Genomic DNA, 17,094 nt, shown 5'->3' with positions numbered 1-17,094 from the left:
ACTCCCATATTCTCTGCTTATGATTGCAGCGATTGCTCCCATAGTAATTGCGCTTATCTCACTCGTACTTCGAGTGATGAACCTTGGTTCGATAAAGAGCTTCATCTTCGATGAGGTCTACTACGTTGATGGTGCTCGTGATCTACTGAAATACGGGGTAGAAGTTTCTGGCGCTAAGCCAGAATTTATCGTGCATCCCCCACTAGGCAAATGGATGATTGCCAGCGGAATTAAAGTCTTTGGTGACAATCCTTTTGGTTGGAGAATTGCCACCGCGGTAGTTGGCTCGCTACTTATTCTCGTTCTTGCACTCGTTGCACATAAGTTATTTAGAAATCCACTCCTTACCGGCCTTGCTAGTGCGTTGATGGCACTTGATGGATTGGCACTAGTTCATTCCCGCACATCACTGCTCGATAATTTCCTCACCTTCTTTATTCTCCTTGCCACATATTTCTTTGTCACAAAACAATATTGGTGGACAGCTCTGGTACTTGGTTTAGCCCTGGCTACAAAATGGAGTGCGCTCTATTTCATTATCGCCTTTGGGCTTATCGCTTTCTATCGAGCCTTCTCGCATCACACCGGAAAAAACTTGGTCAAGCCAACTGTGCAACGTATTGTCCAATTCGGGGTAATACCTATTGGTGTTTATCTCACTTCATGGTCAGGTTGGTTTGTCAGTAACCGTGGATGGGCGAGAGATCACTCAACAAATATTCTTAATTCATTTATTTACTACCACCAACAGATGTTGGGCTTTCATACCGGGCTCACAGAAAAACATGTCTACGAAGCCAATCCATGGAGTTGGTTATTCATGGGCAGACCCACGTCGTTTTTCTATGAGTCACCCAAAGGATGTGGTGCGAAATCATGTTCGCAAGAAGTAATCGCACTCGGCACACCACTCTTATGGTGGCTTGGTATTGCCGCCATCTCACTCATCATCGGTCTCTGGGTGCGTTCATTTCTCACGCGCCACTTTGACCCAGCAATAACAGTAATTATCACCGGATTAGCAGCCGGTTACTTGCCTTGGTTCTTCTTTCAAGAACGAACAGTCTTCACTTTTTACGCAATTATCTTCGAGCCTTTTGTGATTTTGGCACTGGTATTTGCCGTTCGCTCAATCCTGGCCACCTTTAAGGTAAGAGGTGAAGTGATGGTGGCAGCGTTATTTATTCTGATTTTCCTTAACTTCGTCTACTTTTTGCCAATTTATCTAGGTGAAGTAATTACCTACGATGCTTGGCAGGCCAGAATGTGGTTCCCTAGCTGGATTTAAATCAGTTATTCGTTTGCAGCGCGGATCTCGCGAAGTCGCTGCACCGCTTCATCTGCAAGCTGCTGATCAAATATCTCATCTCGTGAAGGAGCAGCTGCTGCTAAAGCTTCGCGTTCTAGACGTTCTTGCTCATCTGTCCACTTGCCGGGTTCTGTGAGATCAATAATGCGCTTGGGTGTGATGGCTTTTGGCGCATTCACATATGTTGGAACAGGAACCTCATTTGGTTGCCACTCAGAACGTGATTGCGCCGTTCCTTTAGGTAGCACGGTAACGCCCGTTAACTCACGTTCAGCAAATGGAATCCAGTGTTCTTTTGATACATGAACTTCTGTTGTCCTATTAGTTAGTACTTCAGCAAGATTTGTGTGTGAGACACCTTCGGTTCGCTTATGTAGTTGATCAACGCGGCGGCGTTGAATCTGTTCTCTACCTGTTTGACGTCGCACATGTGCGATGTATAGAACTAGGGCTGTTGCTGGAACAGCGATTGCTACATATGTGAATGTTTGCATGATTGCACCTACCGTCGTGAGTATGAGTGTTGTCGAAATAATGAGGAAAACAATTCTGCGACGCATGAGTTGCTGGGCAACTCGTCCTGCACGATCAACATCTGTGTAAATGGCCCCGGTTCCAATTTGGGCACCTGGTGTAGTGCTAGCTACGACTCGTAGCGCGCTCTTATAACGTTCGACGCTTTTTCCAGAAAATTCATTTTTATTGTGGACCCACCGGGGCAGAAAATAGGCAACCCACATCCCGATGATTGCCAAATAGATGATTCCTGAAGCCATGGTGGATAAAGGTTAGAGGTGCACCCCCTTAACTCTGTGGATTTCGAGGGGGGTTTAACGGATTAATTCGTTAGTTTTAACAAAGCATTTGTGATCGCGCCAAGCTCCATCAATATGCAGAAAAGCCTTCTTAAATCCTTCGAATTCAAAGCCTGCTTTCTCTGCAACTCTGCATGAGGCATCATTTTCAGGTCGCACATTGATTTCGATGCGATGTAAACCAAGTTGGGTGAAACCAAATTCAGAGATGAGTTCTACCGCTTGGGTGGTAAATCCTCGGTTGGCAAAGTTCTTATCAATCCAATAACCGATATGAGCCCCACGCATGGCGCCGTAGGTGACGCCCCCCATTGTTATCTGACCCACCAGATTCTCGTTATGCCAGATAAGAAATGAGTACGAACGACCAGCGCGTGCTTCGCGTCTAAACAGACTCACCATTTGAAAAAAGGTAGGGCGCACGCTGGAATCTTCATAAGCCGGGCTGCCAGCAGGAATATTTGGCAAGGTTGCTTCCCAAGGATCTAGCCACTCACGATTTTCTGCTCGGACTTGGGTCCACTGCGATTTATCCCGATATCGCATGGGGCGCAACGTCACTTCGCTTCCGGAGAGCTTAGTTGGATGCATTATCTGCTCTTAAATATATCGGCGTTCAAGCACAACTACGGTGACAGAATCTCCAGCAGAAAGTTTGGTATCACTCTCACTGATTGCAATGAGTGAGTTGGCATCTGACAAGGTTGCTTGTTCATCTTGCGAACTCAGTGGTGTGACAGATTTTCCGTCTTCACTGAGTACGGCTCGAACGTAGGAGCGAACTCCACTTTTGGAAGTAATTGCCTTATCAAGTTTTGCCTTCAGCGATGGTCTGTGAATTGTTGCCGTCCCGAGCATGGTGCGAATCATTGGGCGCACCAAAAGTTCAAATGAGATGTAGGCAGCAATCGGATCTCCTGGCAGTGTCACTACCGGAGTCTTATCTGGACCAATGGTGCCAAAGTTGTGTCGGCCACTTGATTCGATGGAGAGCTCCACAGTCTTAATCTCACCAATTTTTTCCAGAGTTCTTGTAATGAGATCAAAGGAATCATCGTGGCGTTCACCGCTGATAATTATGAGGTCAGCGCGAACTAGTTGGTCTTCAATCACATCTTGTAGTTGGGATTCATCATCTGGGATTGAATGAACGCGGTAGGCAACTGCGCCAACTTCGCGTACCGCAGTAGTGAGCAACCAAGAATTTGTTTCATACTCTTCATCTGCCTTAAGTGGAACTCCTGGTTCAACTAGATCGGGGCCGGCTGAGATAACAACAACTCGTGGATGTGGTCGTGTGGGCAGGTGATCAAGGCCGATCGATGCGGCTAATCCGATTTGGGTAGAACGGATACGACTACCGGCTTTCATCACTAAGCGCTCACCGGCAAAGATATCTTCAGCAAGCGTGGCATCGTGGGCATCAAGTAAAGGCATATCAAATGGCTCGAGGGGGCGACAAAGTTCTAAGAGTGAAGCGAGAACTTCATCTACGCGCGCAGCTTCTGACATAATCACTAACCTTACTTGCACTGCACTAATTTCTAGGGGATTTCCATGGGTATCAGCGAAGAAAAAGACAGCCTTCGTACTCGTTACCGTCGTGAGCGAAGTGAACGTTATCTAGAACACTCTTTTGAACATCTTGCTGATTCACAGGAGTTTCACAAAGCAAAAGTTGTTGCAAGCTACATCTCATATTCAGATGAACCTGACACAACAGCCCTGAATCTGGCGCTAATTAAAAAAGGAAAGATTCTGCTTCTGCCTCGAATAGCAGGTAAGGATCTTGAGTGGGTGAGCTGGAATGGCGAGCAAAGTCAGATTTCACAGAGTAAGAAGATTGCGGAACCGAAAGGTCCGGCCGTTACCGACCTTGGCGATGTTGAAGTAATTGTTGTGCCCGCTCTCAGAATTGATCGCAGTGGATATCGCCTAGGACAAGGTGGTGGGTATTACGACAGAGCACTTCCACAATTTTCTGCATTTTCAATTGGCCTTATTCATCCTGATGAAATCTCTAGTGAAGATCTACCGCGCGAGCAATGGGATATCCCACTTCATGCAGCAGCAACTCCAGATTTAGTTATCCGCTTTCAGCGATAGTTAAGGAAGATTTCGAGCAATTACTATTCTTTGAATCTGGTTGGTGCCTTCATAAATCTGAGTGAGTTTGGCATCACGCATCATGCGCTCAACTGGGTAATCAGAGACATAGCCGTAACCGCCAAGAACTTGCACTGCATCTGTCGTTACCTTCATTGCAACATCGGTTGCATAGGTCTTACTTGAGGCAGAGAAGAAACGTAAATCTTTATCACCACGTTCACTTTTAGCAGCGGCGGCGTAGGTAAGTTGTCTGGCAGATTCGATGCCGATAGCCATATCTGCCAACATGAATTGCACGCCTTGGAAGTCAAAAATCTCTTTTCCAAATTGTTTTCTTTCATGGGAATACTTCTTTGCCACATCAAAAGCGCCCTGAGCTAAACCGAGAGCTTGGGCGGCAATGGTAATTCGAGTGTGATCTAAAGTGTCCATGGCCAGTGCAAAACCTTTGCCCACCTCACCAATGCGACGATCATCGCCAACTTCCACATTATCGAAATACACCTCGCGCGTTGGTGAACCACGAAAGCCCATCTTCTTCTCAGGTGCGCCAAATGAGACTCCGGGATCAGATTTCTCAATGACAAATGCGGTGATTCCTTTTGAGCCAAGTGATGAATCACTTTGTGCGATAACTGTGTAGAACTCAGATTCACCTGCGTTAGAAATCCACTTCTTGCTTCCGTTAATGACCCAGCCATCACCTTTGCGCACCGCCGTTGTCTTTAGTGCTGATGCATCAGAGCCTGCTTCAGATTCGGAAAGACAGTAGGAGAAACCTTTTCCTTGAGTCAGCAGGCGAAGCCAACGCTCTTTCTGTTCTTTATTTCCACCAAGAATAAGAGGAAGTGATCCCAATTTATTTACTGCCGGAATAAGAGATGCCGAACCACATGCTCGCGCTACCTCTTCAATGATGATGCAGGTGGCAAGAGCGTCTGCGCCATCGCCACCATTCTCAGTTGGAACATGGGCTGCGAAGAGTGAAGATTTCACGAGTGCGTTATGTGCTTCTTGCGGATATCTATGTTCTTCATCTACAGCGCGCGCAAAAGGTGCAATCTCTTTTTCAGCCAGCGCTCTCACGCTATCGCGAAGGTCGTTGTATTCAGCAGGAAGTATGAAGACGTTTTCTAGACTCATTGCTGACCTTCTCTCTCGCTGCGGCGCTGTAATTTACTTAGATAATTATTGTATTGCGCCAAGTCATCTGGTTCACCCATGGCCGCCATGCGGGCTTCATTGCGATCTATCCGCTTAGTTTCGCGAGAATCATCGCGCATCCACTGAATAAAAGTTGCGGTAATTGCAAGAAGTACTGGTATTTCACCCATTGCCCATGCCACTGAGCCAGCTGCATGTTGGTCAGCTAACAAGTCTGTCACCCACGGAGTTGCAATTGACTTGTAGTAGCCACCATCAATCAAGGTAGATGTTGCTAGTAATGAGATGGCAAAGAATGCGTGAATGCTCATTGCGGCAAACAAGATAACGATGCGAACCACATGCGGAACTTTGCGTGGATTTGGGTCAATTCCAATAATCACATGGAAGAAGAGATAGCCAGCGAGCAAGAAGTGCACATTCATAAAGAAGTGACCAGCGTGGTTCTGCATGAGATCACCAAAGAGATTGGTGAAGTAGAGAACGAACAGGGAACCGTCAAACAAGGCAAGTGCGACGACTGGATTCGTGATGATCACCGAATACCTTGAATGCAGCGCTGCCAGCAGTGATCCGCGCACACCGCGTTCCTCTGGCGTGCGACCCTGTGGAAGTGTGCGCAGTGCAAGCGTAAGTGGTGCACCCAGTACTAAACCGATGGGGGCGAGCATTCCTAGAATCATGTGCGCAATCATGTGATACTGAAAAGAGAAGAGTGCATAGACGCCTAAACCGCCACTTGTTGCAAAATCTATTGCCGCAATACCGAGGGCGAATGAAATTGTTCTACCAACTGGCCAAGCATCTCCACGCTTTTTCAAGATTGATACACCCTTTATGTACAGCGCAACCAAAGTAATAAGGATGCCGATTATCAGCGCATCTGGATCATAAACAGTGAGTATGCGCATGAAGTTTGGTTCAGCCGGTGCCGGGAAACCTACGATTGCAATTGCCGGGCTATATGCAGCTTGCGCACCCACTGGCGGCTCTGTCTTAGAGAGCCAACTGCCGAGAATGACTATCGCGCCCATAAGTAGAACTTCATAAACAATCACTCGAGTCAGTAGCGACCAACCAGTATGAACTCCTTGTGCGAGCTTGCGCCGATTGCGATAACCAATGAAGACTAAAACTAAGGTGAGCACTGCTTTTGCAATCACAATGCGGGCATAGGAAGTTGACCACGCCTGTGCAAAATCTAAACGTGACCATGCATTTGTCACTCCGCTAATAACGACTGCAATTGCTGCCCATAGCGCGAGTTGGCTAAAGCGAGGCAGCGCAATTCTTCGATCAGCATCTGCAATCAGTGCAATTGCACAGAGGCCACCCACCCAGAGTGAAAGTGCAACCACATGCACCACAAGGGAACCAATTGCCAGGGCGTGAGAACCAGCCGCTGCTGAATGACTTTGGAATACAGGTGCAACTAGACCCATCAGAGTAATAGCGAGAAAGACAATTGATTGCAGTGCGGTGGTGATAAAACGAAGCCCAACGAGAACTACTGCAGCGGCAATAGTTTGGGCAAAGAGGAATCTTCCCAGATCTACCTGGGTGATAAATGAGCGAAAGGTTGTGGGTTCAAGTGCTGCGCCGAGGGAAGAGTCGAGAATATTTGCAAGGGTGATTGTTATTTCTAAAAAACTTGTCACAAGCCAGATACCGGCAGCGATTTCACCGAACTTTCGTAATTTGCCTGCCGAGCTCTGTAATTTACCGCCATGTTCAATCAGCAAAAAACCAAAGGAAAGAAGCACGCCGACCAAAACACAAGCCGAAAGTATGAGTAAAGACTTATTGACTGTCCCAACAGCGCTAATGAAAGAACTTGCCTGAGTCAGATCTCCTGACAGAGAATTCATCGCTCCCTATAAATCTTTCGAGCATATCGTGCAAGAGCCAAGGTTACGACGAGTGCTGCAAGTAAGAGGCCGAGGACAAATGTCGTTGTACCCACATTATTTCCCGACGGCGTTGTTGCCTGAGTTGGTGTTGGTTGTGGTGCAACTGGTTCAATCACAGTTGGTTCTGCAAAATTAAAGGTGAATTTTCCAACTAGTGGAACATCATTTTCTGCCAACAGCGAATAGTTGACTGTGTAGATTCCAGTCTTTACAAGTTGCTTGAGGCCAACAACTGCGTTGACTCCATCGATTGTGAGTGCGCCATCATCAACTCGAGCACCTGATGGATCAGTGACTGTCACTTCATTGCCAGCATCCATGAGAGCGATTTCGGTTGTGACTGTTACGGCGCTCGGCGCGCTATCTAGTGAGGCACCTGCAACCGGAGTTGTTGCAACCAGCGTATTAGCGAATACCGTTTGCGGGTTCAGTAAAAGTACCCCTGCAATAAGTGCAATTGCTGTCATTCGCTTCACTGCTTGAATCTCCTTCGCGCTCGTGAATCCCGTGGATTCGCGCCTATCGTCTCACTTCTTTAGACTTAGGCATAGATATCCCTCTTGAGAAAGGTCTCACATTGCCTACCTATCAATACCTGTGCAACGCCTGCGACCATGCCTTCGAGGCGTTTCAGAGTTTTTCGGAAGAGCCCCTAACCGAGTGCCCTGAATGCAAGGGTGAAGTTCGCAAGGTGTATTCATCTGTTGGCGTAGTTTTTAAAGGATCTGGTTTCTATAAGACAGACTCTGTTGCAAAACCTGCGGCGGCGGCAGAACCAAAACCTGCAGCTGCAAGCGAATAACTACTCGTCGTGATGTGGGGGTTTATCCCCTCTAATTTCTTCCTCACGCTTGCTATCTTCCTTCTGGTCTTCACGTGGGTCGCGTTCGTCCTCAGTTGTTACGGGAAACACATCGCTCATGAGCGAGAACACCTGTGACCAAATTCGAATTTCATAATCGAATCCTACATACTTATGTCTATGTTTGAGAGGCTCGGGCACCTGCTTGTACGCAGGAAAAAAGAGGGATTAGCACTCTTTCTCATCGGAATAATTCTTTCTGGTGTCTTTGGCTCACTCATCTTTAGTCGCCTTGATGCCGGTGGATATTCAGATCCAAAGAGTGATTCTTACAAAGTCTATGAGTATCTCCGAGATGACTTAAAAATTAACGATCCCTCTGTAGTCGTTGTAGTGGATGCCGGCACCAGAGAAGTAACTAGTCCAGATGTTGTGCAAGAAGCAAAATCGCTAGAGGCCAAGATAGCTAGCGAAGTAGGTGTTACTAAGACTCTCTCCTACTGGAGCTCAGGCGGGGAAGCAACGCTGATATCTAAAGACGGCCGTGCTGCCTACATTTTAATTTATGGTGAAGCAGATGCATTTTCACCCGAAAGCCAGGAACTCGGCGCAGTTTTTCAGGATAAGTACGAAGGCAAATATGGAAGCTTCACTTTATATCCAGGTGGAGTTTCTGTTGTAGGAAATGCCATCTCTGAAAAAATTGCTTCAGATTTGAAGATTGCCGAGATCGTATCTATCCCGCTGACATTTATTCTCCTCGCCTTCGTCTTTGGCGCACTGGCCGCATCTGCCATGCCACTTATTGTTGGTGTAGCTGCAATTATTGGGGCCTTTTTTATTCTTTACCTGATCTCACTCTTCACAAATGTCAGCGTCTACGCTCTTAATCTCACCACCGGTATGGGCCTTGGCCTTGGTATTGATTACGCGCTCTTGATGGTCAACCGCTTCCGCGAAGAAATTCACCATGGTAAGAACGTGCAAGATTCGATTGTCACCACCATGGCAACCGCTGGTAAAACTGTTTTTTACTCAGGACTCACTGTTCTGGTCACTATGGTTTCACTTACCTTCTTCCCGCTTCCTTTCTTGAAATCTTTTGGTTACGCCGGAGTTTCAGTCGTTGCACTTGCAGTCGTTGGTGCACTCTTTGGACTTCCGCCAATTTTGGCTCTCTTAGGTACAAGAATTGATAAAGGAGTAATCCGTAAGTCTTCAATTACTCCCAAGGAAGACGGTCGTTGGGCTCAGACCGCCAGACTTGTGATGAAACGCCCAACGGCGGTAGTCATTCTTTCGCTGGTAATTCTAGGAATTCTCACCGCACCTGTTCAAAACATTAAATTTGCACAAGGTGATTCAAGAATGTTGCCGGCATCAAATCCGGCAGCAATCGCAACTGCGCTACAAGCAGATCGATTTGCGGGGCAGACAAATAATCCAGTAGAAATTATTGTCTTTGCTGGCGCGGATAAAACTCTGGAAGTTGACCAATATGTGAGAGAAATTACCAACGTCTCTGGAATTGTGGCGGTTCAACCACCGCAGGTAATTGGCCAAGATGTTCGCCTTGTGGCATTCCATTCAATGTTGCCACGCACTCCTGATGCACAGAAGTTGATTCACGATATTCGTGATCTCGATTCACCAGCAGGAACGCTCGTCGGTGGAGTTGCAGCTGACTACACAGATTCACAGGACGGTATTTCCAAAACATTGCCGTGGGCATTGGGTTGGATTGCACTCAGTGTTTTCGTATTAATCTTTGTTTTTACCGGCTCCATCATTCTTCCCATTAAGGCCGTGCTACTTAATGTGCTTTCACTAGCCGCAACCATGGGCGTTCTCACCTGGGTCTTCATCGATGGTCACCTGCAATGGTTAGTCGGCTCCTTTACTCTCACCGGAACACTTGATACCTCTATTGTCATTTTAATTGCCGTCGTAGTCTTTGGTCTTTCGATGGATTATGAGCTCTTCTTGCTCTCTCGCATCCGAGAAGAACATCTGGCTGGTAAATCAAATATCGAAGCTGTTGCAACTGGACTTCAAAGATCTGCTCGCATTATTACCGCCGCCGCTGTACTACTTGCCGTGGTCTTCGCCGCCTTCATCACAAGTGGCGTCACATCGATTAAATCAATGGGATTTGGTGTGGCACTGGCAGTAATTCTTGATGCCACCATCGTTCGCGCCCTTTTGGTACCTGCTCTCATGCGCCTATTTGGCGAACGCAACTGGTGGGCGCCAAAGTGGATGCAGCGATTTACGATTACGCACTAGTTACCTTTACCCTTGGGCTATGGATCTCATAGCTTCCCTGCAATGTGCAGACCAGCCAGGAATAGTGCATGCGATGACTTCTGCTGTGCTTAGCTGCGGTGGAAATATCATCGAGAACCAACAGTTCACAGATACCGCTACAAATACTTTTGTTATGCGCACTCGCTTTGAAACCTCACAAGACCTAAATGCGGCAAAGAAGAGCTTGAGCGATGGGCTAGGAAAGTTCTCTCCTTCACTTCACATCCGGCCTACCGATGAAAAGCCACGCGCTCTCATTCTTGTTACTAAAGAGAGCCACTGCCTCAGAGATTTGATGTATCTGCTTGAATTAGGTGAACTTCCTATTCAAATCCCACTGGTGATCTCTAATCGGGAAGATTTGCAGTCCCTGGTTGAATCACACGGAATTCCATTCTTATACCTGCCAGTCACCGCAGCCTCAAAGGCAGAACAAGAAAAAGTGATGCTGGCAAAGATTGCCGAACTCAAAATAGATTTTGTAGTCCTAGCCAGATATATGCAGATACTCTCCAAGGAATTCTGTGCAGCAATGCCCGGAAAGATTATTAATATCCACCACTCATTCTTACCTGGCTTTAAAGGTGCCAAGCCTTATCACCAGGCTCATGATCGCGGTGTGAAAATCATTGGCGCCACAGCGCACTTTGTGACCTCTGATTTAGATGAGGGTCCCATCATTGAACAAGATGTTGCGCACGTAAACCATGCGGCAACTCCGGAAGAGATGATTGCCCGTGGCCGCGATATTGAACGCCGTGTACTAGCAAGAGCAGTGAAGTTATTTGCCGAAGATCGAATCTTTATCGTCGGTCAGCGCACAGTGATATTTTCCTAATATCTAATTTGTGTCCCCGGCGGGAGTTGAACCTGCGACCTACCGCTTAGGAGGCGGTTGCTCTATCCACTGAGCTACGGGGACGTGGGCATCATCACGTATGGAAGATGCTTGGCAAAGGTTATCGGTAGAGATAACCTTCCCCGAACACACTTATAGGAAGTGTGTTTTAAGAAATATGAGAGGCCACCCATGAAAGCGCTCGTTATCGGCGCAGGCGGAGTTGGCAGTGCAATCGCAAATATCGCAGCACGTAGACCCTTTATTACATCAATGGTTATTGCAGATTACACACTCGCGCGGGCTCAGGCAGCTGTAGCAAAAGCAAATGATTCCAGGTTTTCGGCGCAAGAAGTCGATGCCTCTGATGTGAATAACATCCGTGCCCTCATTCGCAAAGTGTCTCCCGATATTGTGATCAACGCGGTAGACCCACGATTTGTTATGCCAATCTTTCTTGCATGTGAAGAAGAAGGTGTGCACTACATGGATATGGCGATGTCACTATCAATTGCTCATCCCACTGACCCAACTAATAAACCTGGAATCAAATTAGGTGATGAGCAATTTGCTCGCCAAAAGATATGGAGCGATAAAGGAATCTACGCCGTTGTTGGTATGGGAATCGAACCAGGTATGAGCGATGTCTTTGCCCGCTATGCCCAAGACGAACTCTTCTCCCGTATTGATTACCTAGCGGTGATGGATGGTTCGAACCTGACAGTCGATGGATATGACTTCGCGCCATCCTTTTCTATCTGGACCACAATTGAGGAGTGCCTTAATCCACCACTGATTTATGAAGAAGGTCGTGGTTGGTATACAACTGAGCCTTTTAGTGAAATCGAAACATTTGATTTTCCAGATGGCATTGGACCTGTTGAATGTGTAAACGTGGAGCATGAGGAAGTTGTGCTCATCCCCCAGAAAGTAAAAGCCAAGCAAGTGCGCTTTAAATATGGCCTTGGTGCACAATTCATCGAGACGCTCAAAACCATTCATACCCTTGGCCTTGATAAGAAAGAAAAGGTGAAGGTGGGAAGTGTGGAAGTCTCACCACGCGACCTACTGGCTGCGCTCTTGCCTGATCCGGCAACTATCGGTGATCTCATGCATGGAAAGACATGTGCCGGAACGCTAGTAAAAGGTTTAGGTAAGGATGGAAAACCAAAGGCTGTCTATATCTATAACGTTGTAGATAACGAGTGGTCGATGAAGAACTATGGCAACCAGGCTGTTGTCTGGCAGACCGCAATTAACCCCATGATTGCACTCGAACTTATTTCAACTGGGCAGTGGAAGCCAGAAGGAATTTCTGGCCCAGAATGGTTTGTCGCACAACCCTTCCTTGATTTGATTAAGGAGTACGGATCTTCCTGGCATATTCGCGATGAAGATACGCAAGGAATAGTTATTTAAATGACGCAGTGGGCTCTAGTAACTGGTGCAACTGCCGGAATAGGCGAAAGTTTCACGCGCTTACTGGCATCCAAGGGTTACAACATCGCACTTGTTGCTCGCGATGAAGCCCGACTACATGAACGTGCTGCTGGGCTACGTGAGAAGTATGGGATTCAAACATTTGTACTGCCGGCAGATTTAGCTACCAAAAGTGGTGTGAAATCTGTTGAGAAATACATTCAGAGCTATGAAATAGAAGTGCTAATTAACAACGCAGGCTTTGGTATCAACAAGGCCTTTACGGCAAGTGACTTGGGCGATGAACAAGATTTACTCAATGTGTTGGTGCGGGCGCCCATGCGTTTAATGCATGTGATCTTGCCCGGGATGAAAGAGCGTAAATCTGGCACGATTATCAATGTGTCATCCGTTGCCGGCTTTATTGCTGGTGGAACATATAGCGCGGCTAAGTCATATCTGACCGTGCTCTCTGAATCACTGAACACAGAGCTCAAAGGAACTGGCGTTATTGTCTCTGCGCTCTGCCCCGGCTTTACTCGCACCGAATTTCATCAGCGTGGACGAATGAAGATGAAAGGGTTGCCAAGTTTCATGTGGCTTAACGCCGATAAGTTAGTGGCGCAATCTTGGAAAGATGCACGGGCAGCTAAGCCGGTGAGTATTCCAGGATGGCAATACAAGTTACTTGTCGCAATTATTTCAATTGCGCCAAGAAGTTTTGTACGCCAAATCGGGATGAATGTGCGAAAGAAACAGCGCTAAGCGACTGTGATTTAATTTGATATGAAAAAAATTGTTTTCACCGCATTCCTCGCTCTGTCACTTGTCTCTGGATTGACGTCACCATCGATTGCGGCACAAACATCATCGGGGTCAGTCTGCAGTAAGAACGGTGCAATTAAAGTCTCAAACTCTATAAAACTCGTGTGTAAGAAGGTCGGGAAGTCGCTCATTTGGACTCAGACTGGGGCAAACAAAGAAGAGAAGGCGCCAATAACTGTCAAAGAGATACCAAGAGAAAAACCTTCAAGCAAATTGACACTGTTAAGTTCAATCGAATCGGAATCAATTTTACGTCTTGAGCTTGCAGAGGATCTATACCTCGGGCACTGTGCGAGCTTTCTTGTTTATAACTGGGGAGTTGCAGATTCTTACGAAGGAGTTTTTTATCGTCAGAAAAAAGAATATCTGATACCAGTTGATCTCTCTTCCAAGAATAATCTTCCACTTGCCTTCACATTCAAGTGCCCCGAATACTCTATTCAAAGCTACACAATAGAGTGGGCGCTAAACTCAAATAGCCTTCTTCCAACTCTGACCTTGCTACAAAAACCAATAATTAAGTCTGAGGTAAAGAATGTATTGCCATCAAATATAAGTGTGGAACCACTGGGGGAAATCAGAGTTGGTTTCCCAGATGCAAAGAGGGTAGCAAATAGTTTGAAACCACTTGAAGATGGCTATTTTGCGACCGAATCAAATATCACTTTTTCTACTACCAAGCGACTGGATAGCTGCGTTGCCAAGTTGCTAGATCAGTCTGGATTAGATGTAAAGACTCTCGCATATGGGCCTGGCATCCCTTCGACATATTCTGACGTTAGTTTGCCTCTAAGTGGGTTCGATAGATTGCATGGGTTTGGTTACATCTCATATACAGGTAGCAAGGAAATTGAACTGCGATTAGAAATATCCTGCCTAGCATCTGGAACTTTTTCGGCTACTTATCTACATCCAGCTCCCGTGCAACTCCTGCAGGTGATTCCAGAAGGTGCATGTCCCTCAACCTATAAGGATCAGATTCTTCCTGCATTAAAGCCTTCTGGTACTAACTTAGTTTGTAGAGCTAATAGCTCTGGAGTCTTTACTTGGTCCCAAATTGGAAAGGTGGAAGCCGCTCCTAGAACCGCGCCTGTTCCAGTTGTAGCGCTATCACCACAACAACTGGCCCAACTTAAAGCGAAGATTATATCTGTCCAAAAACTTGGGTTAAAGGCGAGAAAGATTCAGCAAATGCTAGACACCTCATTAAAGGAATCCTCAAGTAGAAAATTCTCAAAAGAGAAGATTGCTCAGATAAACTCGTTAAAATCCCAGGCTCAGGAGATTGACTCGCGCGCGCAGAGACTTAACGTTGATACTGATTCTCGACTAACAAATTTAGAAATCTCGTGGATTGTAAGTAACTTTACAACCTTGGAAACTTCCTACTTCGAGATTATGGCGGCTAGTTAGCGACCACGACGGCTATTGCCACCGCGATATCCACCACTGCTACCACCACGACGATTGCCGCCACCTGAACGTGATCCACTTTGTGGGCTCTTACGTTCAACGATAGGTGGAATATAAGGAACACCTGTTGGCTCTTGCGCACCCGTAAGGACCATCAGCTTTTCATCAAGTGGGCGAACATCATGGAACTTCGGTGTCACACCTGCGCGTGTAAGAAGTCCTGATACTGCTCGTGAATTCTTTGATGAGGAGAGAGTGACAACAGTTCCTGATTCGCCAGCGCGAGCTGTACGACCGGAACGGTGTAAGTAATCCTTGTGATCTTGTGGAAGATCTACGTGAACTACTAGTGAGATTCCATCAACGTGAATACCGCGTGCTGCGACATCTGTTGCAACGAGAGCTGAATTCTCTTGCTCCTTAAAGAGGGCAAGGGTGCGAGTACGCACTGCCTGTGACTTTCCACCGTGCAATGCGCCAACTGGAACACCGGCATTAGCAAGCTTGTCCGCTAAACGATCTGCGCCGCGTTGTGTCTTTACGAAGAGAATTGTCTTTCCATTACGTGCTGCAATCTGGGATGTGATGTCATCTTTATCGCCAGGGTGCATCTGTAGAACATGGTGTTCCATAGTTGAAACCGAAGCACGGTCATTTTGTAATGAGTGTGTCTTTGGATTCTTCAGGTACTGCTTCACAAGTGAATCCACGCCGCGATCAAGTGTTGCTGAGAAGAGCAGACGCTGTCCACCAAGATGTGCTTGATCAAGAATTTCTTTCACAACCGGAAGAAATCCCATATCTGCCATCTGATCTGCTTCATCAAGAACTGTGATCTGAAGTTGATCGAGCTGAACTTCATTCTTATTGAGCAAGTCAATCAGGCGACCTGGTGTTGCCACCAAGATTGCGGTTGCTTTACGCATGGCAGTGATCTGCTTTGCATATGGCATTCCGCCAGCGATAACTACTGATTCGTGGCCAACTGCGCGTGCTAGTGGACGAAGTACTTCATCAATTTGCTGCGCGAGTTCGCGAGTAGGGGTCAAGATCAGTGCCAGTGGCTTATGTGGACGAGCAACCTTGTCGCTGATATTTGTCAGCAGTGCAAGGCTAAAAGCTAGAGTTTTTCCAGAACCAGTTTGTCCGCGACCCAAGATGTCATGGCCAGCTAGTGCATCTGGAAGTGTTGCAATCTGGATAGGGAAAGGATGCATGATTCCTTGGGCGCTAAGGGCGTTTGAGAGCGCTGGTGCGATTCCTAGGTCACGGAAAGTAGTTGTTACTTCAGAAAGAGGTGTTGCCTCAACTAAGTTGGCATCAGCTAAATTTACTGAAATGTAATTATCATCTGCGCCGAAATCGGTTGCCACATTTGAATGAGTCTTTGATGCGCGACGATCATCGCGGGCATAGGCCGGTGAGTCATTGCGACGATCACGAGCTGGACGCTGTGAAGTTTCGGTATCGCGAGTTGGTGCTGCACTTCGTGCTGAAGCACTGCGGGTTGATGCACCACGTGGCGCACTTGGATTAAATTTTTCGCGCTTTTGCGGGATAAAGTTTGGACGACCATCATCAGAACGTGCAATCTTTGCCTTCACTGCCTCGCGACGATTTGTTGGACGGGTATCTGATTGCGCTGGACGCTCTGGACGATCTGGACGGAACGGACGTGATTCGCGCTCTGCGCGATCTTCCACAAACTTTGCCGCACGTGAGACTGGCTTTGCAGAACGCGATGTAGATTCAGCGCGCTTTGGAGCAGATCCCTTAAATGCTTTTGCTGGCTTTGAGAATGTGCGCTCTTCGCGGCTCTGCTTTGGATTACCTTTTGGTGCGCCTTCAATATTTTTTGACTTAGATGCGGTGCGCTCCTGAAAACGTTGTGCGCGTAGCTTTGAACGATCAGCTAAACGAACGTCCTTCTTACTAACAACTTCGCGATCTGAATAACGCTCAGTAGTTGCCTTCTTGGCAATAGTTGACTTGGCAACTATTGGCTTTGATTCCGCGCTGCGTTTTGCAGTTCCGCGAGCAGCAGGCTTAGCAGCTACGGTCTTACGCGCAGCCTTCTGGGCAGTTGTGTGACGGGGCTTGCCTTTTGCGGCGCGACGAGCTTTGCCGGGGGCAGGGGTACGTGTTTGTAGAGACATGAAAATAGATACCAATCGAGACGACAA

General features: G+C 47.1%; 15 protein-coding genes and 1 tRNA gene. 8 read left to right on the top strand and 8 right to left on the bottom strand.

Annotated features, from left to right (window positions below; translation table 11 throughout):
• Positions 1–19 precede the first annotated feature (19 nt).
• Positions 20–1,288 (top strand): dolichyl-phosphate-mannose--protein mannosyltransferase, encoded by a 1,269-nt coding sequence (locus A1sIIB76_RS00555; RefSeq protein WP_095697338.1) that lies wholly within the window; start codon positions 20–22, stop codon positions 1,286–1,288.
• A 5-nt stretch (positions 1,289–1,293) separates the two neighbouring features.
• On the opposite strand, the gene A1sIIB76_RS00550 is transcribed toward A1sIIB76_RS00555, so the two are convergent.
• The 3 genes from A1sIIB76_RS00550 to A1sIIB76_RS00540 are packed head-to-tail and all read right to left on the bottom strand — an operon-like array spanning position 1,294 to position 3,636.
• Positions 1,294–2,085 carry a 6TM ABC transporter family protein gene (locus A1sIIB76_RS00550; RefSeq protein WP_095684302.1) on the bottom strand — a complete coding sequence of 264 codons (792 nt, stop codon included), beginning with the start codon at positions 2,083–2,085 and terminating at the stop codon, positions 1,294–1,296.
• Positions 2,086–2,139: 54 nt separating this feature from the next.
• The gene (locus A1sIIB76_RS00545; RefSeq protein WP_095674307.1) at positions 2,140–2,715 is read right to left on the bottom strand and encodes a GNAT family N-acetyltransferase; all 576 of its coding nucleotides are present in this window, start codon (positions 2,713–2,715) and stop codon (positions 2,140–2,142) included.
• Positions 2,716–2,724: 9 nt separating this feature from the next.
• On the bottom strand, positions 2,725–3,636 hold the full coding sequence (locus A1sIIB76_RS00540) for a molybdopterin-binding protein (protein ID WP_095674306.1): 912 nt from the start codon (positions 3,634–3,636) through the stop codon (positions 2,725–2,727).
• Between the two features lie 45 nt (positions 3,637–3,681).
• On the opposite strand from A1sIIB76_RS00540, the gene A1sIIB76_RS00535 reads away from it, so the two are divergent.
• Complete coding sequence (locus tag A1sIIB76_RS00535; protein WP_095684300.1) at positions 3,682–4,230, top strand: 5-formyltetrahydrofolate cyclo-ligase; 549 nt, start codon at positions 3,682–3,684, stop codon at positions 4,228–4,230.
• Here A1sIIB76_RS00535 and A1sIIB76_RS00530 read toward each other — a convergent pair whose 3' ends face one another.
• From A1sIIB76_RS00530 to A1sIIB76_RS00520, 3 genes are read right to left on the bottom strand one after another with little or no spacing between them, the layout of a single operon-like run.
• Positions 4,231–5,376 (bottom strand): acyl-CoA dehydrogenase family protein, encoded by a 1,146-nt coding sequence (locus A1sIIB76_RS00530; protein WP_095684299.1) that lies wholly within the window; start codon positions 5,374–5,376, stop codon positions 4,231–4,233.
• Positions 5,373–7,265, bottom strand: coding sequence for a bifunctional copper resistance protein CopD/cytochrome c oxidase assembly protein (locus tag A1sIIB76_RS00525; protein WP_095684298.1), 1,893 nt, complete (start codon positions 7,263–7,265; stop codon positions 5,373–5,375). Before A1sIIB76_RS00525 ends, A1sIIB76_RS00530 begins: the two co-directional genes overlap by 4 nt.
• Complete coding sequence (locus A1sIIB76_RS00520; RefSeq protein ID WP_223298218.1) at positions 7,262–7,774, bottom strand: copper resistance CopC family protein; 513 nt, start codon at positions 7,772–7,774, stop codon at positions 7,262–7,264. Before A1sIIB76_RS00520 ends, A1sIIB76_RS00525 begins: the two co-directional genes overlap by 4 nt.
• Before the next feature lie 110 nt (positions 7,775–7,884).
• Between A1sIIB76_RS00520 and A1sIIB76_RS06965 the strand changes: the two genes are divergently transcribed.
• From A1sIIB76_RS06965 to purU, 3 genes are all read left to right on the top strand, one after another.
• Entirely contained in the window at positions 7,885–8,109 is a 225-nt protein-coding gene (locus A1sIIB76_RS06965; protein WP_095684297.1) for an FmdB family zinc ribbon protein, read from the top strand.
• 180 nt (positions 8,110–8,289) lie between these two features.
• Positions 8,290–10,395 carry an MMPL family transporter gene (locus A1sIIB76_RS00510; RefSeq protein WP_095684296.1) on the top strand — a complete coding sequence of 702 codons (2,106 nt, stop codon included), beginning with the start codon at positions 8,290–8,292 and terminating at the stop codon, positions 10,393–10,395.
• Positions 10,396–10,414: 19 nt separating this feature from the next.
• On the top strand, positions 10,415–11,254 hold the full coding sequence (purU, locus tag A1sIIB76_RS00505; RefSeq protein WP_095696718.1) for a formyltetrahydrofolate deformylase: 840 nt from the start codon (positions 10,415–10,417) through the stop codon (positions 11,252–11,254).
• Between the two features lie 11 nt (positions 11,255–11,265).
• Here the strand turns inward: purU and A1sIIB76_RS00500 are convergent.
• A tRNA-Arg gene (locus A1sIIB76_RS00500) sits at positions 11,266–11,338 on the bottom strand.
• Between the two features lie 108 nt (positions 11,339–11,446).
• Here A1sIIB76_RS00500 and A1sIIB76_RS00495 point away from each other — a divergent pair.
• Genes A1sIIB76_RS00495 through A1sIIB76_RS00485 form a run of 3 tightly spaced genes read left to right on the top strand, consistent with a single transcriptional unit; the run spans position 11,447 to position 14,911 of the window.
• Entirely contained in the window at positions 11,447–12,673 is a 1,227-nt protein-coding gene (locus A1sIIB76_RS00495) for a saccharopine dehydrogenase family protein (protein WP_095696717.1), read from the top strand.
• On the top strand, positions 12,674–13,438 hold the full coding sequence (locus A1sIIB76_RS00490) for an SDR family NAD(P)-dependent oxidoreductase (RefSeq protein WP_095696716.1): 765 nt from the start codon (positions 12,674–12,676) through the stop codon (positions 13,436–13,438).
• Positions 13,439–13,459: 21 nt separating this feature from the next.
• Positions 13,460–14,911, top strand: coding sequence for a hypothetical protein (locus A1sIIB76_RS00485; protein WP_095696715.1), 1,452 nt, complete (start codon positions 13,460–13,462; stop codon positions 14,909–14,911).
• Here the strand turns inward: A1sIIB76_RS00485 and A1sIIB76_RS00480 are convergent.
• Positions 14,908–17,067 (bottom strand): DEAD/DEAH box helicase, encoded by a 2,160-nt coding sequence (locus A1sIIB76_RS00480; RefSeq protein WP_095696714.1) that lies wholly within the window; start codon positions 17,065–17,067, stop codon positions 14,908–14,910. The genes A1sIIB76_RS00485 and A1sIIB76_RS00480 overlap by 4 nt on opposite strands.
• Positions 17,068–17,094: the final 27 nt, after the last annotated feature.

The organism is Candidatus Planktophila versatilis (genome assembly GCF_002288265.1).
Lineage (GTDB): Bacteria > Actinomycetota > Actinomycetes > Nanopelagicales > Nanopelagicaceae > Planktophila > Planktophila versatilis.
This window is presented reverse-complemented; position numbering and strand designations above follow the sequence as displayed.